25 protein-coding genes are annotated in these 25,589 nt (G+C 33.7%); 22 read left to right on the top strand and 3 right to left on the bottom strand.

Going from position 1 to position 25,589, the window contains the following annotated elements; translation table 11 throughout:
- Positions 1-626: 626 nt before the first annotated feature.
- The gene (locus ACFX5D_RS10305; protein WP_379858108.1) at positions 627-1,679 is read right to left on the bottom strand and encodes a 2Fe-2S iron-sulfur cluster-binding protein; all 1,053 of its coding nucleotides are present in this window, start codon (positions 1,677-1,679) and stop codon (positions 627-629) included.
- 129 nt (positions 1,680-1,808) lie between these two features.
- On the opposite strand from ACFX5D_RS10305, the gene ACFX5D_RS10300 reads away from it, so the two are divergent.
- From ACFX5D_RS10300 to ACFX5D_RS10195, 22 genes are all read left to right on the top strand, one after another.
- On the top strand, positions 1,809-2,144 hold the full coding sequence (locus tag ACFX5D_RS10300) for a PadR family transcriptional regulator (RefSeq protein ID WP_379858107.1): 336 nt from the start codon (positions 1,809-1,811) through the stop codon (positions 2,142-2,144).
- 6 nt (positions 2,145-2,150) lie between these two features.
- Complete coding sequence (locus tag ACFX5D_RS10295; protein ID WP_379858106.1) at positions 2,151-2,861, top strand: hypothetical protein; 711 nt, start codon at positions 2,151-2,153, stop codon at positions 2,859-2,861.
- Between the two features lie 47 nt (positions 2,862-2,908).
- Positions 2,909-4,378: a DUF5687 family protein gene (locus tag ACFX5D_RS10290; RefSeq protein WP_379858105.1), complete on the top strand. Its 1,470-nt coding sequence runs from the start codon at positions 2,909-2,911 to the stop codon at positions 4,376-4,378.
- A 60-nt stretch (positions 4,379-4,438) separates the two neighbouring features.
- Positions 4,439-5,134, top strand: a complete 696-nt coding sequence (locus ACFX5D_RS10285) for an ABC transporter ATP-binding protein (RefSeq protein ID WP_379858104.1) — start codon at positions 4,439-4,441, stop codon at positions 5,132-5,134.
- Positions 5,135-5,502: 368 nt separating this feature from the next.
- Entirely contained in the window at positions 5,503-8,127 is a 2,625-nt protein-coding gene (gene porW, locus ACFX5D_RS10280) for a type IX secretion system periplasmic lipoprotein PorW/SprE (protein WP_379858103.1), read from the top strand.
- A gap of 2 nt (positions 8,128-8,129) precedes the next feature.
- A complete protein-coding gene (locus ACFX5D_RS10275) occupies positions 8,130-8,540 on the top strand; it encodes a bactofilin family protein (protein WP_379858102.1) in 411 nt (136 codons plus the stop codon).
- Positions 8,506-8,733 (top strand): AtpZ/AtpI family protein, encoded by a 228-nt coding sequence (locus ACFX5D_RS10270; RefSeq protein ID WP_379858101.1) that lies wholly within the window; start codon positions 8,506-8,508, stop codon positions 8,731-8,733. The genes ACFX5D_RS10275 and ACFX5D_RS10270 overlap by 35 nt, the downstream gene beginning before the upstream one ends.
- Before the next feature lie 113 nt (positions 8,734-8,846).
- Complete coding sequence (locus ACFX5D_RS10265) at positions 8,847-9,239, top strand: hypothetical protein (RefSeq protein WP_379858100.1); 393 nt, start codon at positions 8,847-8,849, stop codon at positions 9,237-9,239.
- Positions 9,240-9,361: 122 nt separating this feature from the next.
- Positions 9,362-10,516 (top strand): F0F1 ATP synthase subunit A, encoded by a 1,155-nt coding sequence (gene atpB / locus ACFX5D_RS10260; RefSeq protein ID WP_379858099.1) that lies wholly within the window; start codon positions 9,362-9,364, stop codon positions 10,514-10,516.
- Between the two features lie 33 nt (positions 10,517-10,549).
- On the top strand, positions 10,550-10,741 hold the full coding sequence (atpE, locus tag ACFX5D_RS10255; RefSeq protein WP_007136870.1) for an ATP synthase F0 subunit C: 192 nt from the start codon (positions 10,550-10,552) through the stop codon (positions 10,739-10,741).
- A gap of 126 nt (positions 10,742-10,867) precedes the next feature.
- Positions 10,868-11,368, top strand: coding sequence for a F0F1 ATP synthase subunit B (locus ACFX5D_RS10250; protein ID WP_379858098.1), 501 nt, complete (start codon positions 10,868-10,870; stop codon positions 11,366-11,368).
- Positions 11,369-11,370: 2 nt separating this feature from the next.
- Positions 11,371-11,904 (top strand): ATP synthase F1 subunit delta, encoded by a 534-nt coding sequence (atpH, locus tag ACFX5D_RS10245; protein WP_379858097.1) that lies wholly within the window; start codon positions 11,371-11,373, stop codon positions 11,902-11,904.
- Positions 11,905-11,942: 38 nt separating this feature from the next.
- Complete coding sequence (atpA, locus tag ACFX5D_RS10240) at positions 11,943-13,517, top strand: F0F1 ATP synthase subunit alpha (RefSeq protein ID WP_379858096.1); 1,575 nt, start codon at positions 11,943-11,945, stop codon at positions 13,515-13,517.
- A gap of 73 nt (positions 13,518-13,590) precedes the next feature.
- Positions 13,591-14,451 (top strand): ATP synthase F1 subunit gamma, encoded by an 861-nt coding sequence (gene atpG / locus ACFX5D_RS10235; protein ID WP_379858095.1) that lies wholly within the window; start codon positions 13,591-13,593, stop codon positions 14,449-14,451.
- 188 nt (positions 14,452-14,639) lie between these two features.
- On the top strand, positions 14,640-15,083 hold the full coding sequence (locus ACFX5D_RS10230) for a GNAT family N-acetyltransferase (protein ID WP_379858094.1): 444 nt from the start codon (positions 14,640-14,642) through the stop codon (positions 15,081-15,083).
- Between the two features lie 11 nt (positions 15,084-15,094).
- Positions 15,095-15,592 carry a hypothetical protein gene (locus ACFX5D_RS10225; RefSeq protein ID WP_379858093.1) on the top strand — a complete coding sequence of 166 codons (498 nt, stop codon included), beginning with the start codon at positions 15,095-15,097 and terminating at the stop codon, positions 15,590-15,592.
- A gap of 44 nt (positions 15,593-15,636) precedes the next feature.
- The gene (locus ACFX5D_RS10220; protein ID WP_379858092.1) at positions 15,637-17,103 is read left to right on the top strand and encodes a lipopolysaccharide biosynthesis protein; all 1,467 of its coding nucleotides are present in this window, start codon (positions 15,637-15,639) and stop codon (positions 17,101-17,103) included.
- A gap of 163 nt (positions 17,104-17,266) precedes the next feature.
- The gene (dut, locus tag ACFX5D_RS10215; RefSeq protein ID WP_379858091.1) at positions 17,267-17,701 is read left to right on the top strand and encodes a dUTP diphosphatase; all 435 of its coding nucleotides are present in this window, start codon (positions 17,267-17,269) and stop codon (positions 17,699-17,701) included.
- Between the two features lie 92 nt (positions 17,702-17,793).
- On the top strand, positions 17,794-18,804 hold the full coding sequence (locus tag ACFX5D_RS10210; RefSeq protein WP_379858090.1) for a sugar phosphate nucleotidyltransferase: 1,011 nt from the start codon (positions 17,794-17,796) through the stop codon (positions 18,802-18,804).
- A gap of 40 nt (positions 18,805-18,844) precedes the next feature.
- On the top strand, positions 18,845-20,194 hold the full coding sequence (locus tag ACFX5D_RS10205; protein ID WP_379858089.1) for a tetratricopeptide repeat protein: 1,350 nt from the start codon (positions 18,845-18,847) through the stop codon (positions 20,192-20,194).
- Positions 20,194-20,964 carry a lipoprotein insertase outer membrane protein LolB1 gene (gene lolB1, locus ACFX5D_RS10200; RefSeq protein WP_379858088.1) on the top strand — a complete coding sequence of 257 codons (771 nt, stop codon included), beginning with the start codon at positions 20,194-20,196 and terminating at the stop codon, positions 20,962-20,964. Before ACFX5D_RS10205 ends, lolB1 begins: the two co-directional genes overlap by 1 nt.
- A 24-nt stretch (positions 20,965-20,988) precedes the next feature.
- The gene (locus tag ACFX5D_RS10195) at positions 20,989-22,242 is read left to right on the top strand and encodes a murein hydrolase activator EnvC family protein (RefSeq protein WP_379858087.1); all 1,254 of its coding nucleotides are present in this window, start codon (positions 20,989-20,991) and stop codon (positions 22,240-22,242) included.
- A 256-nt stretch (positions 22,243-22,498) separates the two neighbouring features.
- Here ACFX5D_RS10195 and ACFX5D_RS10190 read toward each other — a convergent pair whose 3' ends face one another.
- Together ACFX5D_RS10190 and ACFX5D_RS10185 are read right to left on the bottom strand one after the other, a co-directional pair.
- Positions 22,499-23,341 (bottom strand): polysaccharide deacetylase family protein, encoded by an 843-nt coding sequence (locus ACFX5D_RS10190; protein ID WP_379858086.1) that lies wholly within the window; start codon positions 23,339-23,341, stop codon positions 22,499-22,501.
- A 24-nt stretch (positions 23,342-23,365) separates the two neighbouring features.
- A complete protein-coding gene (locus ACFX5D_RS10185) occupies positions 23,366-24,391 on the bottom strand; it encodes a hypothetical protein (protein WP_379858085.1) in 1,026 nt (341 codons plus the stop codon).
- Positions 24,392-25,589: the final 1,198 nt, after the last annotated feature.

The raw sequence follows: 25,589 nt of genomic DNA, 5'->3' as shown, positions 1-25,589 counted from the left end.
AAAAAACTTAGCCGATACAATTGATGCTGGTCTTGATAGTAAAGTATTGATTGTAACTTTCATTACTGTTATATAATTTAACGCGAGAATATTTTTCAGTTTTCAGTCGCAGTTTATCGTTTAACAGATAAATAGCGGCAAGTTGAAATGGTGCTCGTTTGCAACTAGTTCCTAATGATATTTGTGTGAACTAAATAACGAGTTTACAACGCGGCTATTATAAATTGATTCTACTCAGTCGACAACCGTTACGGAAATAAAAGTAGGCACTGTATTATTTGTAACTTTATATTTCTCAGACATTTTTGCAAATATATTGATTTTAAGAAACTCTATTATAAAAACAGCCATACACTTGTCTAAAAGCTACACCCTTGTTTTAGCTATCCGATGCAAACGGTATAATTTGTCTCTTAATTTAAGTAGACACTCGTCGCAGACGAGTACCAGAGAACGTTGAGAGACAATTGCTAGTTGTTAGTTTGTTATCATTTAGTTACAAAAAAAAGAGTTTGCGATGTGCAAACTCTTTTTTTTTAGTTTAATTGATCAATTGCAGTATTCCTTTGGCCATATAAGTTACTAAAGAAAATATAAGTTCATTTTACTGCAAACGGAACACTTTATTAAACGTCATCATAGTCTACTGTTATTGTAGCTGACGTTGGATGTGCCTGACAGGTAAGAATTAATCCATCGGCGATTTCTTTATCAGTAAGAATAGAGTTTTTAGTCATTTCGGCGGTTCCAGAGGTAACACGAGCCAGACAGCTGCTGCATATCCCGCCTTGACAAGAATAGGGAGCATCAAGACCTTGTTTTAAAGCGGCTTCAAGGATCGTTTGTTTTTGTGACATTTCGAAAGTCGTTTCTTCATTATCCACCATAACGGTGATTTTTGAATGTCCTTCCAGATTTTCTTTTATCACATTTTCATTCGAAGAAGTAGTAAAAAGCTCAAATTTTATTGCCGATTCTTTTACGTTTTTTTCTTTTAAAACGTTACTTACCAGATTAATCATTTCTTCTGGACCACACAAATAGAACTTATCAAATTCCAGTTCTTTGTGTTTGTTGTTTAAGACAAAATTCACTGCAGATTTTTCTATTCGACCAAATAATACGTTTTCTGCTTTAGCTTGACTAAAAACATAATGCACAAAAAAGCGACCTACATATTGTAATTGCAAATCGTGTAATTCTTGGTAAAAGATAGTTTCTTCGGAAGATTTATTTCCGTAAACAAGTACAAAAGAGCTTTTAGGTTCATTTTTCAAAACCGATTTTAGAATGGATAGTACAGGTGTAATTCCGCTTCCAGCTACAAATGCAACATAGTTTTTTTGTCGGTCCGCTTGCGGATCAAATGTGAATTTCCCTTCTGGTTTTCCTACTTCCAGAACGTCGCCTGCTTTTAGTTTTGTATTGGCAAATTGAGAAAAAGCACCATTTTTTACCGCTTTAACGGCAATTCGTAATTCCCCGCTTTCCGGAGATGAACATATAGAATAGGCACGACGAATTTCTTTTCCGTCAAGTGTTAATCTTAAATTTACGTATTGACCTGCAATAAATGCATAATTGGGTTTTAATTCTTCGGGTACGTTGAAAAGTATTGAAACTGCTGTTGCAGTTTCACGTTTTACTTCTTTTATAATGAGTTTCAGGAATGAAGACATGTGATTATTTTTTTACAAAGATAGTAAACCGATATGTTTTCTAAAAGTGATAAATTTTGAAATTTTAACACCTAATATAGTTATGTATAAGAATCTTATGTATATTTGTTATTCAAAATGAAAAGGCAAATGAAAAATTCACAATTATATAAAGGAAGTTTGAGTACCATAATCATGAAATTGCTGGAGGATAACGGGAAGATGTACGGTTATGAAATTACTCAGAAAGTAAAGGCGATTACTCAAGGTGAACTCAATATTACTGAAGGGGCTTTGTATCCGGCCTTGCATAAACTGGAAGCAGAAGGTTTACTGGATGTAGAGATAGAAAAAGTGGACAACCGTATGCGTAAATATTACAAACTGACGGAGAAAGGAACTACTGAAACGGTAAATAGACTTTCAGAATTGGAAGACTTTATCCGAAACATGCAGAGTTTAGTAAATCTTAAATTAGAATTTTAATTTTTAATGATGAAACTCACTACGCAACAAATAGACGAACTTTTCACTTTCACCCGTCAGCATTATGTGGAATGGTATGACTTGCAATCGGAATTAGTGGATCATTTGGCGAATGCCATCGAAGCGGAATGGGAAGAAAATCCCAAGCTCACTTTTGACGAAGTCTTAAACAAGGAATTTAAGAAATTTGGTGTTTTTGGTTTTATGGATGTGGTAGAAAAACGACAGGCGGTTTTGGGTAAAAAATATAACGGTTTGGTTTGGTACCATTTCAAAGATTTTTTTGGAGTCCCTAAGATTGTATTGACAATTGCGATGACGCTGGTATTGTTTAGCATTCTCAAAATAAGTCAGTATAGTGAATGGATTGTTGTGGGGCTTTACCTCATTTTGATTCTGTTTACATTTTACGAAATTTTCAAAAACAATAAATATAGAAAAGAAAAAAAGCAAGCAAAACAAAAAAGATGGTTGTTTGAAGAAATCATAAATCAATATGGGAGTTTTTCAGGAGCTATTATTTTTCCGGTTAACCTGTTTTCCCGAATGTTTTATCATAGTGAAAAGTATATAGGAAATGACTTTTGGACATTGGGATTAAGTTTCTTTTTTGTCCTTCTTGTCCTACTGATTTTCATCATCTTCAAAATTATCCCATTCAAGGCAGAAGAGTACTTACGAGCCACTTATCCGGAATATAAATTTGAAGCAACGTAACATTTTTCTTATTTCCGCTACTTACTGTAAAACCAAACCACTTTATTATGTTTAAACGTTTTATTTATCTCGAATGGAAGGCTTTTACAAGATCGGCCTCTTTCGCAACTAATTTGGGATTAAAGATTTTAATGTTCTTTCTTATTGCTTATTTTTCTGTCGCTTTTCTGGCGTTAGGAATTGGAGCATTTTATATTCTTAAAAAAATGCATCTTGATCCATTGGTAACTGTAAATAAATTTCTGATTTATTACTTTTTGATGGATCTGATAATTCGTCTTTTATTGCAGGCTATTCCTGTGATGAACATCAGGCCACTATTGACCTTACCAATAAAAAAACCAACAATTGTACATTTCTCTTTAGGGAAAACGGTCTTGTCCTTTTTTAATTTTGTCCATGCTTTTTTCTTTATTCCGTTTACGGTTGTTTTGATTATGGAAGGATATGATTTGGTCAGTGTGATACTTTGGCATTTGGCAATGGTTTCCTTGATTTACATCAATAATTTTTTGAATATTTTTTTGAACAACAAAGACAACTTGTTTGCTATTTTCGTTGGGATTATTATAATTCTGGGAGGTTGTCAGTATTATAAGTTTTTTGACATTACTAATTATACTACTTTATTTTTTGACGGATTATTTCATACAAAATGGATGTTTCTTTTTCCGGTTTTGGCTTTAATGGGATTGTATTATGTTACTTTTCATTATTTCGAAAACAATTTATACCTAGATGCGGGTCTTTCCACCAAAAATAAAATCGCCAAAACCGAGGATTTGACTTGGTTAAACCAATTTGGGACTTTAGGAACATTTTTAAAAAATGACATCAAATTAATCAAAAGAAATAAACGGTCAAAAACCACGGTGATTATGAGTGTGGTATTTTTATTCTACGGTTTTCTATTCTTTACCAATAAAATCGAAGCTTACAATAATCCCATCATGCACATTTTCGCAGGAATTTTTGTTTCGGGAGGATTTTTATTCACTTTCGGTCAATTTGTACCCAGTTGGGACAGCTCTTACTACCAATTAATGATGACGCAGAACATTCCGTACAAAGGATATTTGAGTTCAAAATGGTGGCTGATTGTAATAGCAACACTTATTTCGACGATTTTAGCTTCGTTTTATTTGTATTTTGGATGGCAAGTGTACCTTACTATTGTTGTGGGCGCGATTTATAATATTGGAGTCAATTCGCATTTGGTGCTTCTTGCCGGTGCTTATACAAAAACGCCAATAGATTTAGATTCCAGCAAAGGAGCTTTTGGAGATAAAAAAGCATTTAATGTTAATACCATGTTGATTTCGCTGCCAAAACTGCTATTGCCTTTAGCCCTTTATTGGATTGGTTCTAAAATAATGAATCCCAATTTAGGACTAGTTATCGTAGCTGTTGCGGGACTAATAGGTTTTGCTTTGAGAGATAAAGTTTTTTCTTTAATTGAAAAGGTTTATAAAACCGAAAAATATAAAACCATTGCTGCCTACAAGCAAAAGAGTTAATAGTCAAATTTCATAAAGCGATTAACCAAATCAACCAATAACCGATTAAATTTTTTTAAAATGATACAAATAAAAAACCTTTCAAAAACATATAACGGAACCACAGTTCTAAACATTGAAACGCTTGAGATTCCAAAAGGACAAAGTTTTGGATTAGTAGGCAATAACGGAGCCGGAAAAACTACTTTTTTCAGTTTGTTATTGGATTTAATCCAACCTTCAACGGGAAATATTATCAACAATGGCGTTCAGGTAAACACCAGCGAAAACTGGAAACCTTTCACCGCATCTTTTCTGGACGAAAGTTTTCTAATTGGCTACTTAACGCCGGAAGAATACTTTTATTTCATAGGTGATTTACGCGGTCAAAACAAAGCAGATATTGATGCTTTGCTGGCCAAACACGAAGAATTTTTTAATGGAGAAATCCTTAAAAACAAAAAATATTTGCGCGATTTATCCAAAGGAAACCAAAAGAAAGTGGGAATTATCGCCACGCTTATAGGAAATCCGGAAGTGGTGATTTTAGACGAACCTTTTGCTAATTTAGACCCGACAACGGTTAACCGATTAAAAAAAATAATCAAAGAACTTGCCGAAAATCCAAATATTACCGTTCTGGTTTCCAGTCACGATCTAATGCATACGGTCGAGGTTTGTGATAGAATCGTAGCATTAAATAAAGGAGAAATTGTAAAAGATATTCAAACCTCCAGAGAGACGCTGCAGGAATTAGAACTGTTTTTTGCAGTTTAAAATTTAACTTAGCGACTATATGCAAAACGGTTCACTGCTAATTCTCCAATTACATTTATTAATTTGAGTGTTTAATTAGCGAATTAGTCGTTTATTTTTAGTCTGTCAAATCAAAATTTATAACATTCAAGACTGAAAGAATTTAATTTGGGCGTGACCTGGAAAGAAAAATTCCGGGTCGAGCTTTTTGCTCTCAATCTTTTATATTCTTAAAGAAGAATAAAAAGGATTTCCGCTTTAACCCCTCACGCGAAGCGCTGAATCAAAAAGAAACCTAATAATTTCCACTATATCAAAAAGAAACGTATTTTTACAAGTCAGTATACTAAAAGGTATTTTTAAAAGTTAATTGATAAAAAAGTTTACCATTGAAAACCAACACATTTAGGCAACTTATTTCGATAGGATTTTTGTTATTCTTGATAGCGTGTTCTACCAAGAAGGATACTTTTTTGGCTAGAAAATCTCATGCTTTAAGCACGAAATACAATATTCTATACAACGGTCAAATAGGGCTAGATAAAGGTGTTGTAGGCATAAAAGCAAATAGCAAGGATGACTTTTGGAAGCGTTTGCCTATCGAAAAAATGCAAATGAAAGAGGATTTTATTGTAGGTGAAAAACCGAAAAATGCTGATTTTGAATTAGCGGAAACCAAAGCTACAAAAGCAATTCAGAAACACTCCATGAACATTGGCGGAAGAGAAAAAAACAGTCAGATTGATGAAGCGTATTTATTGCTGGGTAAATCCAGATATTACGATCAAAGATTTGTTCCGGCATTAGATGCGTTCAATTACATTTTATACAAATACCCTAACAGCAGTACGATTTACGAAGCCAAAATTTGGCGCGAAAAAACCAATATGCGTTTAGGGAACGATGCTTTGGTAGTTAAAAACATATCCAAACTTTTGGACGAACAAAAACTGAGCAAGCAGGTTGTCGCTAATGCGAATGCGCTTTTATCAGAAGCTTTCCTAAATCTGGAAGAAAAAGACAGCGCTGTAGCCAAGTTAAAAATAGCACAAGAATACACTAAAATTAGAGCTGAAAAAGCCAGATACCGTTTTATACTAGGACAGTTGTATGAAGAATTAGGAAAAAAAGATAGTGCAATTTACCGTTATCAGTCCGTTATTAACATGAAAAGAAAAGCGGCAAGAGAATATGTTATTCAAGCGCAAGCCCAAAAAGCACAACTCTTTGATTATCAAAAAGGGGATACAACGTCTTTCTTAAAAACATTTAAAACGCTTCTTGCTGATCGGGAAAACCGACCTTTTTTAGATGTGATTTACTATCAAATGGGAGTGTTTTACGATAAAAATAACAATCAAAAACAAGCCGTAAAACAGTACAACTCCTCTCTTAAAAAATCAACAACAGACCAATATCTAATTGCTTCAAATTACCGAAATTTAGGGAATATGAATTTTAAAAATGCCGAATATCAGAACGCTGCAAAGTATTATGACAGTACGCTAACAAAACTGGATATTAAAACAAGAGAGTATCTTTCGATTCAAAAAAATAGAAAAAATTTAGACGAGGTTATACAATACGAAGGAATTGCCAAAAGAAATGATAGTATCATTCATGTTGCCGATTTGTCGGAAACCGATAGAGTTTTATATTTTGAAAATTATATCGATAAGTTAAAAAAGTCAGATCAAACTAAGAAAATTTTAGAAGAAAAAGAAAAAGACAGACAGGAAACAATAGCACGAAATGCTAAACCGAGTACGATTGATCCAATAGTTTCCGCACAGGATTTACCGAAAGCAAAAAAAGCATCATTGGCACCGCCGTCAATGGCAGATACCAGTATAAGTCAAGCAAGTGTTTTCTATTTTTATAATCCTACGACCGTCGCTTTTGGAAAAGTGGAATTTAAAAAGACATGGGGAGAACGTTCTTTGGTTGGGAATTGGAGATTGTCTACTGGCAAAACTGATTTACAAGAGAATGATACTATAAATGGAAAAATACCAACCGCAGAAAATGCTTTGGCAGTAGAAAAAACAAAACAGGAATATACAACTGATTATTATTTGAAACAACTTCCAACATCTCAAACGGTATTAGACAGTATCGTTAAAGAACGTAATTTTGTCTATTACCAACTGGGTGTTGTTTATAAAGAAAAATTCAAGGAATACGATTTGGCCAGCAGTAAATTAGAACAATTGTTAAAGAATAATCCGGAAGAAAAACTAGTGCTACCTTCAATGTACAACTTGTTTAAAATTTACCAAATTATAGATGCAAACAAGGCAGAAGAGATGAGAAAAAGAATTTCTGCTCAATTCCCGGATTCTCGTTATGCTCAAATTATAAACAATACCAATGCAAATGAGTCTTTAACCAATGAAACTCCTGAAAGTGAATATAATAAATGTTATAAACGCTACAGGGAAGAGCAATTTTTGGTTGTGCTAGAAAAATCAGACGTTTTGATTAATCAGTTTTCAGGCGATGAAATTGTATCCAAATTTGAACTGCTTAAAGCAAACGCGATTGGAAAATTAAGAGGTTTATCAGCTTATAAAAATGCATTGCAATATGTTGCGGATAATTATCCAAATAGTGAAGAAGGGAAGAATGCACAAGAAATAGTAACTACTCAGATTCCACTTTTAGAACAAATGAACTTTAATACTACCGACACTAAAAACTGGAAAATTCTTTATAAAGTTGGAAGTCGAGAAGATAAAAACACCAAAGCAATTGGAGAGAAAATTAAACGATTCATTACCGTTGAAAACTATCAAAATCTAACGTTTTCCTATGATGTTTATACGGAGAAAGAAAATTTCATAACCATTCACGGTATTAATTCAGAAGTTTATGCAAACAATGTTATTAAAGCATTAAAGGAAGATAAGGAATATAGAGTCGATGAACCTGCTATTGTGGTTTCTAATGAAAATTACAAAGTGATTCAGATTAAGAAGAATCTGGATGCGTATTTAGCACCTAAAAATCAATAACCATGTTTGACAAAAAGCCAAAATCATATACAGACCTTCTAGGCAAAACCAACAGAATTGTTGAAGGGACTACGATAAAAGGAGATATTATTTCTCAAGCTGATTTTAGATTGGATGGGGAATTAATTGGTAATTTTCAATCCAGCGGCAAAATAGTGATTGGACCGGTAGGAAGTGTTATCGGTGATATTATATGTAAAAATGCGGATATTGAAGGAAGATTTGATGGTAAGATTCAAGTTGAAGAAATCCTGAATGTAAAGTCAAAATCAAGAATTCATGGCGAAGTCATCTGCGGGAAATTAGCAGTAGAGCCCGGTGCTGATTTTAGTGCTTCATGCGCTATGAAAACCAATATAAAGAATCTAATGCTAGACGATGAACAACAAATCCAAAAACAAACAAACCAGTAAATGGTTTGCCCTGATTAATATCCCAATTCAAATGGGGGCAATCATCTTTCTGTTTTCCTTTCTAGGAAACTGGTTAGACGAAAATCATCCCAGTCCAAAAGTGTATTACAACAAGATTCTAGTGTTGGTCGGAGTCGCATTAGCCTTATATAATGTGATAAGACAAGTTAACGAAATTAATAAATCACAATAATTTTTAAAAAAACAATAATCAGCACGGATCAACATTAAAAAGGATGTATTCGTGGTCAATTATATTTAAAATAACTTTGCGCATTATTGCCTTTGCGGCAGAAACCAAAAACAATGAAACTAAAAAATTATAAACCGCTTTTAAATTTAGCATCGTTGATAGTAGTAACTTATGTACTACATAAAATTATTTTTTACACTTTTGATATAGAGTCAACAGCTTTTCATTATTCGATAGAAACGCTTTATTTATTATTTTCAGTTTTGTCTTTAATAGTCCTTGTTGTTTTGTTGAAAGTAAAAGAACAAAGTTTTGACAATGTTGGAATGTCGTTTCTACTGAGCACGAGTATTAAAATGATTGTTTGTTATTTGTTTTTAAGGCCTGTATTACAAGTCACAAGCCAAAATAACAGTATCGAAAAAAAGAATTTTTTTGCGATGTTTATTCTCTTTTTAGCAATTGAAACTATACTTACCATACGGATATTAAACAAAAATCAATAAACAAGGAGTTTTATAAGCGGAAAGCCCGAAAAATAAATTTTTTATATGCTTTTGAATATTAATAAAAAATGTACATTTGCACCAAATTTTAGAAACGTAATAAATTAAGATATTTAACTGTTATGGTGATTTCAAACAAACCACTTAGATTTATAATAGCGACATTAGTTGCGTGTATTCCTTTAATTAGTTTTGCAAATCCGGAACAGGATACTGTAAAAGTTAAAACCGAAGTTGCTCATCAGGCAACGGAAGAACATCAGGAAGGAACTCATGCCGAACCAATAGATGTGAAATCTAAAATCAAAGCATTTATAGGTCATCACGTTTTAGATTCCCATGACTTTACTTTTCTTTCTGATGAAGTAAAAGGAGAGCATTACGGTTTTTCATTACCAGTAATTCTTTGGGATAATGGTATTCAATTTTTCTCCTCGGCTAAATTCGAACACGGTGAAGCTGTAGCAGAATCAAACGGAAATTTCTACAAAATAAATCATCACGACGGTAAAATATACAAAACAGATGCTTCAGGTACAATAACTGAAGATGAAAAAACAGGTTTTCCAACGAATGTTCGTCCTATAGATTTTTCTATAACAAAAACAGTTTTTTCGATATTGATTGCATCATTATTAATGTTTTTGATATTTGCTGGTCTGGCAAGATCGTATGCTAAAAATAAGGGAATCGCTTCTGGTGCTGGAAGAATATTTGAACCGGTTGTCTTGTATATCCGTGACGAAATTGCTATTCCAAACATTGGCGAAAAGCATTATAAGAAATACATGAGTTATTTACTGACTATATTTTTCTTTGTTTTATTCTTAAATATATTTGGTTTAATGCCATTTGGAATCAATGTAACTGGGAATTTAACCGTTACTTTTTCATTGGCTATCTTAACATTTTTGATCACTAACCTTACGGCTAATAAAAATTACTGGGGACACATTTTTTGGATGCCAGGTGTGCCTAAAGTAATGCGAATCGTTTTAGCGCCTATTGAATTATTGGGAATTTTTATCAAACCTTTTTCATTGATGATACGTTTGTACGCAAATATTTTTGCCGGACATATTGTATTAATGAGTATTATTGGTTTAATGTTTATTTTTAAAAGTTGGTTAGGAAGTAGTTTATCGTTTGGATTGTCTTTTGTACTTTCTATTCTTGAAATATTAGTAGCTTTTTTACAAGCTTATATTTTTACCATGTTATCTGCTTTGTACTTTGGTTCAGCGGTAGAGGAACATCATCATGAGGAAGCTCATTAATAAATTGAATGTTTAATTTTTAATATATATATTATGCAAATTCCAACTATTGTAGGAGCAGGGTTAATTGTAATCGGAGCAGGTTTAGGTATTGGTAGAATTGGTGGTTCAGCAATGGATGCTATTGCTCGTCAACCAGAAGCTTCTGGAAAAATCCAAACAGCTATGCTTATCGCAGCTGCACTTATTGAAGGTATTGGTTTCGCTGCGTTATTCGCATCTTAATTAAAACAAAAAAAAACAATAGTTGCAACGGTTGGTCGTAACTATTGTTTTTAAAATTAAAACATTACAAATTGCTTTTTTATGAGCAATTAAAAAATCATAATTTAAAATTTATAATTATATATAATGGATAAGTTAATAAATCAGTTTGAGTTCGGTTTGTTCGTTTGGCAAGTATTAATATTTCTTGGATTAATATTCTTATTGAAAAAATTCGCTTGGAAACCTATTCTTGATGCAGTTAATGATAGAGAAGAAGGAATCAAAAATGCATTACTTTCTGCTGAAAACGCTAGAAAAGAAATGCAAAACCTGCAAGCTGACAATCAACGTATTTTACAGGAAGCAAGATTAGAGCGTGACAACATGCTTAAAGATGCTCGTGAAATGAAAGAGAAAATGGTTGCTGATGCTAAAAATGAAGCGCAAGTTCAAGGTCTTAAAATGATCGAGCAAGCAAAAGCGGCAATTGAAGGTGAAAAAAATGCAGCTATGGCTGAATTGAAATTACAAGTTTCTACTTTGTCATTGAGTATTGCAGAAAAATTATTGAAAGACGAATTGTCTAACAAAGAAGCTCAAACTAAATTAGTTGAGAAAATGTTAGGTGACGTAAAACTGAACTAATTATGGCAAGTACAAGAGCAGCAATTCGTTATGCAACAGCAATTTTAGATTTAGCAACCTCAAAAGGTGTTGCCGAAGTTGTGAATAACGATATGAAATTGATTGCTTCAACAATCAACGGAAACTTGGAATTAAGCACTTTTATTCAAAACCCAACTTTGAAAGTTGAAGTTAAAGAGAAAGCGCTTTTGGAAGTTTTTGCAGGTATTGATGCAGTTACACAAGGTTTATTTCATTTGTTATTTGAAAACAAAAGATTCGAAATTCTTGAAGCGATTGCAATAGAATACAGTAAATTATCTGATATCATGAATGGTGTTGAAGTAGCCAAAGTTACAACAGCTATTCCTATGGATGCGGAATTAGAAGCTAAAGTTTTAGCTAAAATCGCAACCCTTTCAGATAAAAAAATTACAATTGAAAATATAGTAGATGCTTCAATCATTGGAGGATTTATTCTAAGAATAGGTGACAAGCAATACAACGCTTCAATTGCCAACAGATTACAAGTATTAAAAAGAGAGTTAAGTAATTAGTTTTATTACACATTTAAGTGTCTAAATTATAAATTAAGATGGCGGAAATTAAACCTGCTGAAATTTCAGCAATATTAAGAAAGCAAGTAGAAGGTTTTGAATCTGGTGCTACACTAGAAGAAGTAGGAACAGTACTTCAAGTTGGAGATGGTATTGCTCGTGTTTACGGGCTTTCTAATGTTCAATACGGAGAGTTAGTTGAATTTGACAACGGATTAGAAGCTATTGTTTTGAATCTTGAAGAAGACAATGTGGGTGTGGTACTTTTAGGACCATCTACAGGAATCAAAGAAGGTTCAACTGCAAAAAGAACACAACGTATTGCTTCTCTTAAAGTAGGAGAACAAATGGTAGGTCGTGTGGTTAACACTCTTGGTTTTCCAATTGATGGAAAAGGGCCAATCGGTGGGGATTTATACGAGATGCCTTTGGAAAGAAAAGCTCCTGGAGTTATCTTCCGTCAACCAGTTACTGAACCATTACAAACAGGTATTAAAGCAGTTGATGCTATGATTCCAGTTGGTCGTGGACAACGTGAGCTAGTTATTGGTGACCGTCAAACTGGTAAATCAACGGTTTGTATCGATACGATCTTAAATCAAAAAGAATTTTATGATGCAGGAAAACCTGTATTTTGTATATATGTTGCAATTGGGCAAAAAGCGTCAACTGTAGCAGGAATTGCTAAAATGTTAGAAGAAAAAGGCGCTATGGCTTATACCATTATTGTTGCTGCTAATGCTTCTGATCCAGCTCCAATGCAAGTGTATGCTCCCTTCGCAGGTGCTGCAATTGGAGAATATTTTAGAGATTCAGGTCGTCCGGCTTTAATTGTTTATGATGATTTATCTAAACAAGCGGTTGCGTATCGTGAGGTTTCTCTTTTATTGAGAAGACCACCGGGACGTGAAGCCTATCCTGGAGACGTTTTCTACCTTCACAGTAGATTATTAGAGCGTGCTTGTAAAGTAATTGCAGATGATGGAATTGCTAAAAACATGAACGATTTGCCAGATTCATTAAAATCAATTGTAAAAGGTGGTGGTTCTCTTACTGCTTTGCCAATTATCGAAACTCAAGCTGGTGACGTTTCTGCATACATCCCAACAAACGTAATTTCGATTACTGATGGTCAAATTTTCTTGGATGGAGATTTGTTTAACTCTGGGGTTCGTCCGGCAATTAACGTAGGTATTTCGGTATCTCGTGTTGGAGGAAATGCACAAATTAAATCAATGAAAAAAGTGGCTGGTACATTAAAACTGGATCAAGCACAATTCCGTGAATTGGAAGCGTTTGCTAAATTTGGTTCTGATTTAGATGCTGTTACTTTAAATGTAATTGAAAAGGGAAGAAGAAACGTTGAGATTTTAAAACAAGGTCTAAATGATCCTTATACGGTTGAAGACCAAGTTGCCATTATCTACGCTGGTTCTAAAAACTTATTAAGAAATGTTCCTGTGAACAAAGTTAGAGAATTTGAGAAGGATTTCTTGGAATTCTTAAACAACAAACACAGAGCAACTCTTGACGCATTGAAAGCAGGAAAATTAACAGACGAAATTACAGATGTAATCGAAACTGTAGCAAAAGAATTATCAGCAAAATATTAATAATTAGTGAGTAGTGAATAGTGAGTAGTAAAATCTGCTCACTATTCACCATTCACTATTCACTATAAATAAAATGGCAAATTTAAAGGAAATCCGTAATAGAATTACTTCCGTTTCATCTACGATGCAAATTACATCGGCGATGAAAATGGTTTCTGCAGCAAAGCTAAAGAAAGCACAAGATGCAATCACTGCGATGCGCCCTTATGCCGAAAAATTAACGGAGTTATTGCAAAATCTTTCTGCTACACTTGATGGTGACATAGGAGGAGAGTTTACCACACAACGTGAAGTGAAGAAAGTGTTACTTGTTGTTGTAACTTCAAACAGAGGTTTAGCAGGTGCTTTTAATACGAATGCTATTAAAGAAGCTAAAAACCGTGCTGCATTTTACGCAGGTAAACAAGTTGATATTTTTGCCATAGGAAAAAAAGGAAACGATGTTTTAAGCAAAACACTTTCAGTAGTTGACAATCACAGTGCTATTTTTGATAATTTGACTTTTGATAATGTGGCTTTAATTTCGGATATGTTAACTCAGAAATTTGTTTCAGGCGAATATGACAAAATCGAATTGATTTACAATCAATTTAAAAATGCAGCGACGCAAATTATACAAACGGAACAGTTTTTGCCACTTGCATCTATTAAATCGGATACGACAGTTTCAACAGGAGATTATATTTTTGAACCTTCTAAAGAAGAAATTGTATTGACTTTGATTCCGAAATCATTGAAAACACAATTGTACAAAGGTATTCGTGATTCGTTTGCATCTGAACATGGTGCTCGTATGACCGCTATGCACAAAGCAACAGATAATGCAACCGAATTGAGAAATCAATTGAAATTGACTTACAATAAAGCACGTCAGGCCTCTATTACGAATGAGATCCTAGAGATTGTTGGTGGAGCTGAAGCTTTGAATGGATAATACGATTTAGATTTATATGTAAAGGCGATTGAAATTAGTTTCAATCGCCTTTTTTAATGTTTTGAAGTTCTATTTTATACCAATATGGACATGTTAACCTAGCCATCACAGAAGTTAAGAAATAATCTCTGTTTTTTCTTTTTCCATCCCACTATTTTTTTGCTAATTTTACCCTTTTGAAATCACACATGGAAATACAACTTAAAGAACTCACCACAGTAAACGAAATGCTTGCTAATATTGAAGTAATGCGATTTTTATATCCTACATTCACTCGAGAAAAATACGAATCCTATTTGGTTGAAATGATTCCACACAATTACAAGCAGGTTGCCGTATTTGAAAACGAAATGTGCGTTGCTGTTTCAGGATTTTGGTCGGGAACAAAACTTTGGTCGGGAAAATATATCGAGATAGACAACTTTATTGTGCATCCGGAACATCGCTCTAAAGGTTTGGGTAAGATGATGACGGATTATGTGGATGCTCTGGCCAAAGAAACGGGCTGTACGATGATTGTTTTGGACGCTTTTACCGGAAATTATACTGCACACCGTTTTTATTACAACCAAGGTTTCGTTCCAAAAGGGTTTCATTTCTTAAAAATATTAAACGAAGAGGGATTAAGTTAAATTGCGAAAAGATGAAGACTTCTTTACAAATTGTGTTCTTTTTGTTAATTATAGTCAGTCTGGTTCACTGTGCTCCAAAAGAAGACATAAAAACCAGCTTTCCGCAAAAGATTAAATCAGTTTATTATCAGAAATGGATCGACGGAAAAGAACCTAGAGAAAGAGGAACTGATTTTTATATTGAATTTGAAGTTGCGCTTTCTCAAGATATCCAATTAGTAAAAATCTATTTTCAAAATCAGAAAGCTGATTTTGAACCGATAACAAAATCTATTTTCGTGGCTCACTTAGCGCCAAAATATACCAATCCAGATTTAATTTTGCATAAGGACAGCCTCAAAGAATATGGGAACCAAGCGCCGATTATTACCAAGCCTAAATTTGATTTAAAACCAACCGAAGCACTATTGGCATATAAAAGAAACGGCAAAAGCTATTTTTTGAGAATAAAGAACCTGAAAGAAAAGCCAATGATTGCGTATCCAAGTGTGATTAAACCAAAGAAATAGTTATTTTTGTTTCATACAAATTATAATTTTCAAGCCCATATATTTTGAGTTTATACAAAAATCTTTTTAAACAGACTGTTATTTATGGATTAGCGACGGTCATTCCGCGAATGTTCAGTTTTCTACTGGTCCCGCTATATACGGGTTTATTACCAACTGCAGAATATGGAAAAGTTTCTATCATTTTTGCTTGGATGATTTTCTTTAATGTCATTCTTGCTTACGGAATGGAAACTGCTTTTTTTAGGTTCTATAATAAAGAAACCGATAAAAAAGTGGTTATTGAAACCACTATGGTTTCTGTTTTTTGGACCTCAATTTGTTTTTTATTTCTAGGACTTTTATACCGAAACACACTTTCTCAATGGTCAGGAATAGACACGCAGTACATTACCTATACCATTTGGATCTTAGTATTGGATGCCTTGGTGATTGTTCCGTTTTCAAAACTTCGTGCGTACCAAAAACCAATGGTTTACTCAGCAATAAAAATTGGAAATGTTGTTGTCAATCTTAGCTTAAGCGTTTTCTTTTTAGTGTATTTACCCAAAATAGCTCAATCGCAACCGGATAGTTTTTTAGGGTCTTTGTTTGCAGATAATTTCCAAATAGGTTATATTTTCCTAGCCAATATCATTGCCAGTTTCTTAACATTCATGGTCTTGTCGCCTGATTACTTTTTATTAAAATGGAAATTTGATTTGGCGCTTTGGAAACGGATGATGCGTTACGGCTTGCCCATATTGGTCGCTGGAATTGCTTTTTCCATAAATGAACAATTTGACAAAATCCTTTTAGGAAGATGGTTGCCTGCAAATATTGCGGAAACCGAAGTGGGTGTTTATTCGGCTTGTTATAAATTAGGATTGTTCATGGTGTTGTATAGAACCGCTTACACCCTAGGAATCGAACCGTTTTTCTTTAGTCATTCTTCGGAACCCAATGCGCCGCAAACGTATGCCACGGTCACCAAATATTTTGTTATCTTTGGTTCTTTTATTTTATTGTCGGTAATTGTTTTTGCAGATGTTTTTAAATATCTCATGATCCGCGATCCTTCGTATTGGAAAGCAATGAAAGTCGTTCCGCTGATTATTTTGGCTAACTTTTTCCTGGGAATTTACACGAACCTTTCGGTCTGGTACAAACTAATCGACAAAACGTATATCGGTGCTTATATCTCCATTGTGGGTGCAATAGTGACATTAGTGCTCAACTACCTGCTTATTCCAACCATGAGTTATTATGGATCCGCAATCGCAACCATTGCGGCCTACGGAAGCATGATGGTTATCTCCTATTATCTAGGAAACAAATACTATCCAATTCCGTATGATGCTAAGAAAATAGGAGGATATCTCAGTTTATCCATTGGGTTTTCAGCGATTTCATTTTATGGTTTCCGCGAAAATTATTATGTTGGAATCGCGTTATTACTTGCATTCATGTATTTTATATATTACAACGAAAAAGAAACATTATCCCGGATTTTAAACGCCAAAAAGAATTAAATTTATCCTATTGAATTTTAGGAGCTATTTCCTGCTATTCGTTACAATCTTTCTAGTCCTGAAAAAGTTCAGGACTAGAAAGGATTTTCACTGCTATCAGGGCTAAAAAAACAAATCATTATGTACGGACAAGTCGCGACTTGTCCCTTCTAAATAAATAATCATGACAATAAACATCATCAATAAATCGAATCATAGTTTGCCTAATTATGAAACCAAAGCCTCGGCAGGAATGGACTTAAGAGCCAATTTGACGGATTCTATCATACTGAAACCATTGGAAAGAGCCATCGTAAAAACAGGCCTTTTTATTGAATTACCTATAGGGTACGAAGCGCAAGTGCGCCCAAGAAGCGGACTGGCTGCCAAAAACGGAATTACCGTCCTTAATTCTCCCGGAACTATTGATGCCGACTATCGTGGGGAAATAGGCGTAATTTTAGTAAATTTATCCAACCAACCATTTGTAGTCGAAAATGGAGAACGCATAGCGCAACTTATTATTTCCAAACACGAACGTGCCGACTGGGTAGAAGTTCAGGAATTAACGGAAACGGCCAGAGGTGAAGGCGGTTTTGGAAGTACAGGAGTGAAATAAATTAATTTAATAATTTAAACAGTAAATAATTCAAAGATTTTTGATTCTAATTTTTCAATCTTTTAATCTTTCAATCTTTTAATATAAAGAATATGAAAATAATAGTACCAATGGCAGGTCGTGGATCTCGCCTTCGCCCACATACATTAACCATTCCAAAACCATTAATTCCTATCGCTGGAAAACCAATTGTTCATCGACTAGTAGAAGATATTGCAGGAGTTCTGAATCAAGAAATTGAAGAGGTAGCCTTTATAATTCATGAAAGTTTTGGTAAAAAAGTAGAAGAAGAACTAATTGCTATCGCGCAAAAATTAGGCGCCAAAGGAACTATTTATTACCAAAATGAAGCCTTAGGAACCGGTCATGCTATTATGTGTGCCAAAGATTCTTTGAGCGGACCAGCTGTTATAGCTTACGCCGATACTTTAATTCGCGCCGATTTCGATTTAGATCAAAATGCCGATAGTGTTATTTGGGTAAAACAAGTAGATCATCCAGAAGCTTTTGGTGTAATCAACTTAAACGAAGCAAATGAAATTGTCGAACTGGTGGAGAAACCTGCGACATTTGTTTCAGACCTTGCCGTTATCGGAATTTACTATTTTAAAGATGTTTCCGTCTTAAAAAACGAACTTCAATTAGTATTGGATAATAACATCATTCACGGTGGAGAATATCAAATAAATGATGGAATAAAACAAATGATGGCAAAAGGCATGGTATTTGTTCCAGGTAAAGTCGACGAATGGATGGATTGCGGAAATAAGAATGTAACGGTAGAAACAAATTCCAGAATGTTAAGTTTTTTACATAATGATGGAACGCATTTAGTGGACTTTGATGTTATGTTAGAAAATTCAACTATCATTCCGCCATGTTATATTGGAGAAGATGTAGTAATAATAAATGCAACCGTTGGACCCAATGTGTCATTAGGAAATGGATGTCATGTTGTTAACAGTACCATAAAAAATAGTTTGGTGCAAACCCATTCGCATATAAAAAACGCCAATCTGGATAATGCTATGATAGGGAATCACGCCAGTTTTGATGGTAATTTCACCAGCATTAGCATCGGCGATTACTCGGTATTGGAATAGATTTCACTCAACCTTCCTAAAGTGGAGAAAATAAAAACTAATGAAAAAATTTTCATTTTTATTTATACTTTTTGTTTTGCAATGCAATTCCACTTTGTTAATGGCACAAACGGAACCCGAAAAAATAAAACAGGATGCAGATCAGTTTGAAGATTCTTTTTATGAGTCTTTGCTTCAAAAAGGAATTGAAAACTATGATAAAGCGATTGTTTCTTTAGACAAATGTTTGAAGTTACAACCTAACAATGCGACAGTCTATTTTGAATTGGGAAAAAATTATTTAGCATCAAAAGATTATAAAAATGCTTACAGTTCATTTGAACGCGCCACCCAAATTGACCCAACTAATGCGTGGTTCTGGGTTGGCATGTATGATGTGAGTTATGAAACCAAGAATTTCAGTCAAGCGATAGTGGTAATTAATAAATTGATCACATTCGATACCAAATATAAAGAAGATTTGACGTCACTTTACATGGCTACAAATCAATTTGACAAAGCGTTGAATCTCATCAATGAATTGAACGCGACCTCTGGAAAAACGGAAAGACGGGAATTATACAAAATACAGATTTTGTCTGAAGGAAAATATCAAAATACGGAAATATCAAATTTGATAACCCAAATCGACAAAGATCCAAAAGAAGAGTCGAATTATATCGCGTTGATCAATTTATATTCTAGAAATAATGAAGAAGAAAAAGCATTTGAGACTGCCAAAAAATTAGCGGAAGCGATCCCAACATCGGAATGGGCACAGGTAAGTCTATTCAAAAATTATTTGGAGAATAATGAGGCTCAAAAAGCAATAAATGCTATGAATATTTCTTTGGCAAGTGCCAAAATAGATTTAAAAATAAAGCACAGAATGCTGAATGAGTTTTTGATTTTTACCGATAAAAACCCGCAGTATTCGGCGGATTTAGAAAAAGCAATTGCTTATTTTGATTCGGACAAAGAAATTAATGTGGCCAAAGAAGTAGGGAAGTTTTATCATAATAAAAAACAATGGGATAACGCCATTAAATTTTATGAATGGGCGCTAAAAAACGGAAATTCCGAAGATATTGAAACTAATTTGCTTTTGCTTCAAGCGTATACTGAAGTGAAACAATTTGAATTGATAGGTAAAAAAGCGATGTCAATGATAGCGTCTTTTCCATCGCAACCTCAATTTTATTATTATTCGGGTTTGGCAAATAACCAATTAAAGCAATTTAAAAAAGCGAAGGATATACTGGAAATGGGTTTGGATTATTTGGTAGACGACAAAACAATGGAAATAAATTTCAATATCCAACTTGGTGAAGCATACAATGGTTTGGGAGATGACAACAAAAAAGAAATGTATTTTTCCAAAGCGAATCAATTATTAAAAGAAAAAAAATAATGAAAAAAATAGCAATACTAGCAATACTCGTTTTAATGATGTCCTGTAAATCCAAAGCAATTGTGGCTGAGGCTAGTGTGAAAGCCACCCATTTGACGGCAAATAAAATTATAGAAAATCATTACAACAATAAAAACAATTTTTCTACATTATATATTAAATCGAATGCCCGCTATGTAGATGACAAGCAGACCCAAAATGTTACGGCAGAAATAAAAATCAAGAAAGACGAACAGATTTTGGTAAGCATACGTTTTTTGGGAATTACAATGGCAAAAGCATTGATTACCCCAACATCAGTGAGCTATTACGAGAAAATCAACGGCAGTTATTTTGAAGGAGATTTTAGAGGTTTGAGTCAATGGTTAGGAACCGATTTAGATTTCAATAAAATCCAAAATATGTTGTTAGGAGATGCAATAGATGATCTAAATAAAGGAAAATATACGGAGTCACTGGCGGAACAAACCTACAGATTAGACGACATTTCGAATAACAATACGAAAAAATCGTTTTTCTTTGATGCCGATAAATTTTTGGTAAAAAGGCAGGAAATAACACAAACCGCTCAAAATAGAACGATAAAAGTAGCCTATTCAGACAATAAAGTGTACAACGAGGCTACATTGCCTTCGAATGTTTTAATAAACACATTACAGACAAAAGGGAAGGCCGAAATAAATTTAGATTACAATACGGTATCCTTCAATGAAGAACTTTCTTTTCCTTATAGTGTTCCGAATGGGTATAAAAGAATTATAATTAAGTAAATTTGTAAAAAATATTTTTTTAGTATGCCAAAATTTCTCCTTAGCCTAATTTTTATATGTACGACTTCACTGCTGTGGAGCCAGGAATCACAACAAGAAAAATTAGAAGCACGAAAAGCTCAAATCCAAAAAGAAATTCGCGAAAACGAGAAACTTTTGCAGAGCGTAAAGAAAAAAGAAAAAAGTGCGATCAATGTAATTGTAATTCAAAGCAATAAGATTAAGCTGAAAGAAAAATTAATAACCACTACCGAAAAGCAAACCAAGCTTTTGGGGAATGACATGTATGTTAACCAAGTAAAAATCAATAAGCTTAAAAAAGAATTAGAAATCCTCAAAGCAGATTATGCGGAGATGATTGTGAAATCCTATAAAAGTCGTTCTGAGGAGAGTAGAGCCATGTTCTTGTTGTCTTCAGAGAATTTTTTGCAGGCTTATAAAAGAGCGCAATACATGAAGCAGTACACCAATTATCGAAAAATGCAAGGAGAGGAAATAAGTTCAAAATCAAACCAACTCCTGGATTACAACGGTAGATTAAATGTTCAAAAAACGGCCAAACAAAAACTTATCGTCGAAAAAGAAAAAGAGCGTTCATCTTTGGAAAAAGAGAAAAAAGAGCAGGAAAGATTAGTAAGTACTATTAAAAAAGACAAGAATAAAATTCAGTCGGAAATTAGAAAAAAACAGCAAGAGTCCCGTTCGATCGACAAACAAATTAATAGAATAGTTCGTGAAGCCATTGCTGCTGCCAATAGGAAAGCAGCGTTAGAAAGAGCCAAAGCGAATCCAAGTGCTCCGGTTTCTAAAGTTGCCGTATCTTCATCAAAAATTGAATTGACACCGGAATCCAAATTGATTGCAGATAATTTCAGAGCCAATAGAGGAAGATTGCCTTACCCGGTAGAAAAAGGATTTATTTCATTGGGTTATGGAGATCAACCTCATCCTGTATTTAGTACGTTGACAATTCATAACAGTGGTGTAGAAATCACGACCGAGCAGGGTTCTAATGCTAGAGCAGTATTTGGTGGCGAAGTAACAAGTGTTATTGTTTTATCTCCATTAAATAAAGCCGTAATGATTCAGCATGGAGATTTCTTTACCGTTTATCAAAATTTAAGTTCGGTTTCGGTAAGCAAAGGAGATAAGGTGAGCATCAAACAAAGTTTAGGAAGGGTAAGAACCAATAATGAAACAGGCAAAACGGTTATCAAATTTTTAATCCTTCAAAACACGACCTATAACAACCCGCAGAGTTGGTTGTCACCGAGGTAAATAGATCATTAAAGGAAAGTAGATTTATTGAATCCATTTCCTTTATATTTTTAAATAAAAAACAGTATTTCAGGATTATACAATTAAAGATGCTATTTTTTTTTACCTGTACTAAATGGATATTCAATATTGATTACTAGGTTTCATTTTAGAAGTTAAACGAATAAAAAACGCCCTATTCTCATTACAAGAATAGGGCGTTTCTATTTTATAAGCTAGAATGAAACCAACTTGTGTCTTCTTTATAGCATAACTGTTAGTGAAAAGAAGATTTTATCGCTTCCATTGTACTGGGGGTAGACCATTGGCCAGCAACAATAATACGTCTTATAGTGTACAAAGGATTAACAGAATCTCTTTTTGTCGCTAAAATATAAGCCATTTGGTATCCGCTCTTTTTTAACTCAGGAATCGCTGCTTTATTCCATAAACCGAATGGATATGCAAAATAAGTCACCGGTTTACCAATGATTTCCTCAAGTTTAGCTTTTGGTTTTATTAATTGGGTATTCCAGTCGTCACCCGCATATTTAGTCACCATATGATGATCCCAAGTATGTGCTGCAACAATATTTCCACTATCAGATAAACTTTTAATTTGCTCTTTAGTCAAATAGCCCGGACGATTAATAGAAACGGTCATTATAAAGAACACCCCTTTAAATCCGTATTTTTTCATCACTGTAGCGCCAATGCTAAGTTGCTCGCCCCGCGTATCATCAAATGTGATCATTACAGGATTTGAAGGCAACGGTACGTCATATACGAGATAGTCATACAATTGATTGGGTAAAATACTATGATAACCGGCATCCGATAAGGCTTTCATTTGCTGCGCAAAATTGGTTGGTGAAACCGTATACGTTTTTGTCATTTCACCATCACCTGCTTTCAATTCTTTAATATTATGATAGCACAAAACTGGCACTTCTTTTTTGGAAAGAATGGTCGCGGCGTCAGCCATTGTTTTTTTTGAAGCTATTTTTTTTACAATTGGTGCAGCAGATAAAACAACCTCATTTTTGGTTTTAGCGGTTTCAGAGTGACAACCTACCAATAAAAAAAGACCTGCAAAAACTAAAAAAGCACTATTTTTCATAAATCGAAAGTTTGTTTAAAAAAATTATTGGTATTGAATGTAGCTAGGTTTAGGTGTAAATTTCACTAATTCTTCCGGGGTATACATCACCCAATTTTTTCTAATATCATTTTTATAAAATAATTTAAATCCGGTAAACTGAACAGGTTCTTTATAAATATAGCTTCGGTAAGAATCCTTTTTTAGCACTTTGTCACCAAAACCGTCCATATCCATTACTACTTGAACTTCGGGAACTGTTTTTATTTTTTTATAGTTGGTTACCATACCTTGTGTAAAACGGTGTACGATAAGCACTTTTGGAGTTAATTTGTTTTTGCGTACAAGGTTGGCCAAAATATCAATAGCATCATTGATGTCATCAGCAGTAAAAGTCCCGATTTTTGATCCAGGAATCTCGCCGTTTTTTAATGAAAATTCAGGATCAATTCCTAAATGAACATTAGGCATTGAAAGGTATTGTACCAGATTAGTAACTTCATCTTTTACATTACTGTGTCCCACTTGAATATCTACAAACACTAAAGCATTAATAGGTTTTGCCCAACTTAGAATGGTATCGATTTGCTTGAAGGGCATTCTCATACGGTGTTTGTTGTCTTTACCCGGGGCACCTTGGGCCGTAACAGCAATATAATGCAAGGCCGGGATTGCCTTTACAGAAGGGTCGGCAGCTTGCCATTTAGCCACTTCACCTTGTAATTTCTTAAGCATTTGAGCTCTTGGTATTTCTCCTAAAATCCCCATTCTTGTCGAATATAGATTTCCATAATAAGCAATGATTCTATTGTATGGTAATAATGCTCCAGCCAAAGGATAAGGTGTCTTTACCGGCCATCTTCCTGTGGTGTCATTATTGCTCAAAGCCACCATTCTTTTGTTGTAATCAACAGTGTCAATGGTTTGAATAATTGGTTCTTTTACGGAATCAGTTTGAACAATTTTAGTTTTTTCTTTTCCAGTTTCTATGTCAGCAGCTTTTCCACGATTGCAACTGGATACTAAAAACAATATTGGAAGGATTAGGAAGGCAAAAAGTGGCTTTTTCATAAATTAAGTCTATTTATTTTTCATTGCAAATATAAAGTATTTTAAGAACGGCTCGTCCATTAAAATAGTATTAGTGGGGTATAATTTTTATATAATTCACGGATTAGTCAAGCTATAAGTGCTGGTTTTAACAGCGTACTTTTTATGTCTAATAAATAATCAGGTCGGGTTAATACTAGTAGCCTTGTTAATTAGAAAAGGCCTCCTTTTTGGAAGCCTTGTAAATTATTTACCATTCCTTAAAACAATAGTTATTGAAAATTATTGCGGTGAGAAAAGATTCTTATTGGATTATTTTGAATATAAAGCAAACCATACCAACAATTAATAAGTATAGAATTTTTATCATAATATTTAAGTTTATAGTTGTTACCGTATATAATTTATACAAAAAAACGAGTAATATTTTATTTATGCAATACCCACTTTTAGTGATATTTCTCAAATCGAATTCTTTTTGTTAAGAATTCTATTATTTTCTGTAGGTTACATTTCCTTTTTTGCCTTTTCCAATAGTGATAAACAAAAAAGACTATCGTTACCGACAGTCTTCTTTTCACTTCACAACACTGATTAACCAAAACCCCATTATAACAAGGAAGTCGTAAAGCAATACAATATTTTTAGAACAAACTTTGGAGGGAAACTTCTTAGAAGTCGATTAGCAAAGTGTTTCAATAAAGAACAAATTACAAATCAAACCACTATTGAAACTTCCCTATTTCAGCATGCTGTTTCCAAAGTTTAGAACATTAGTTTTTTGAATTATAGGCCATTAGGTAGTGCAAACATAAGTCACTCTAGATTAGTTATTTTACGGTTTCCCGTAAAAGGATGCTTTTTTTTAAATTAAATACGACTAGGGATTAGTAAAACAGTTTCCTTCACTAATTAATTGAAAGCAAATAGTACTCGATCTTTAGTCTTAAACAGATTGTGATACCGTATTTTTTGTTTTGGGAGTGTAAAGGAATAAAGACATTGCATCTGCAAACCAAATTCCAAACTTTCAGCTTTTTATAAGATAAAAGAAAACAGTAACTTTATAAAAATTTAGAAACTTTTTTATAAATCAATTCATCAAAAAACTTGGAAAACTATAGACTTTCATTTTTCATTCATTTTTTGTTTCTATTTTACCTTACATCGATTTTTAGTCAAATAAAAAAAGATACAGTCGCCCTTTCAGAAATTACAT

Source organism: Flavobacterium fructosi, from assembly GCF_042787335.1.
Lineage (GTDB): Bacteria > Bacteroidota > Bacteroidia > Flavobacteriales > Flavobacteriaceae > Flavobacterium > Flavobacterium fructosi.
Note: the sequence above shows the minus strand (reverse complement) of the source record. Positions and strands in the feature narration are given on the sequence as shown.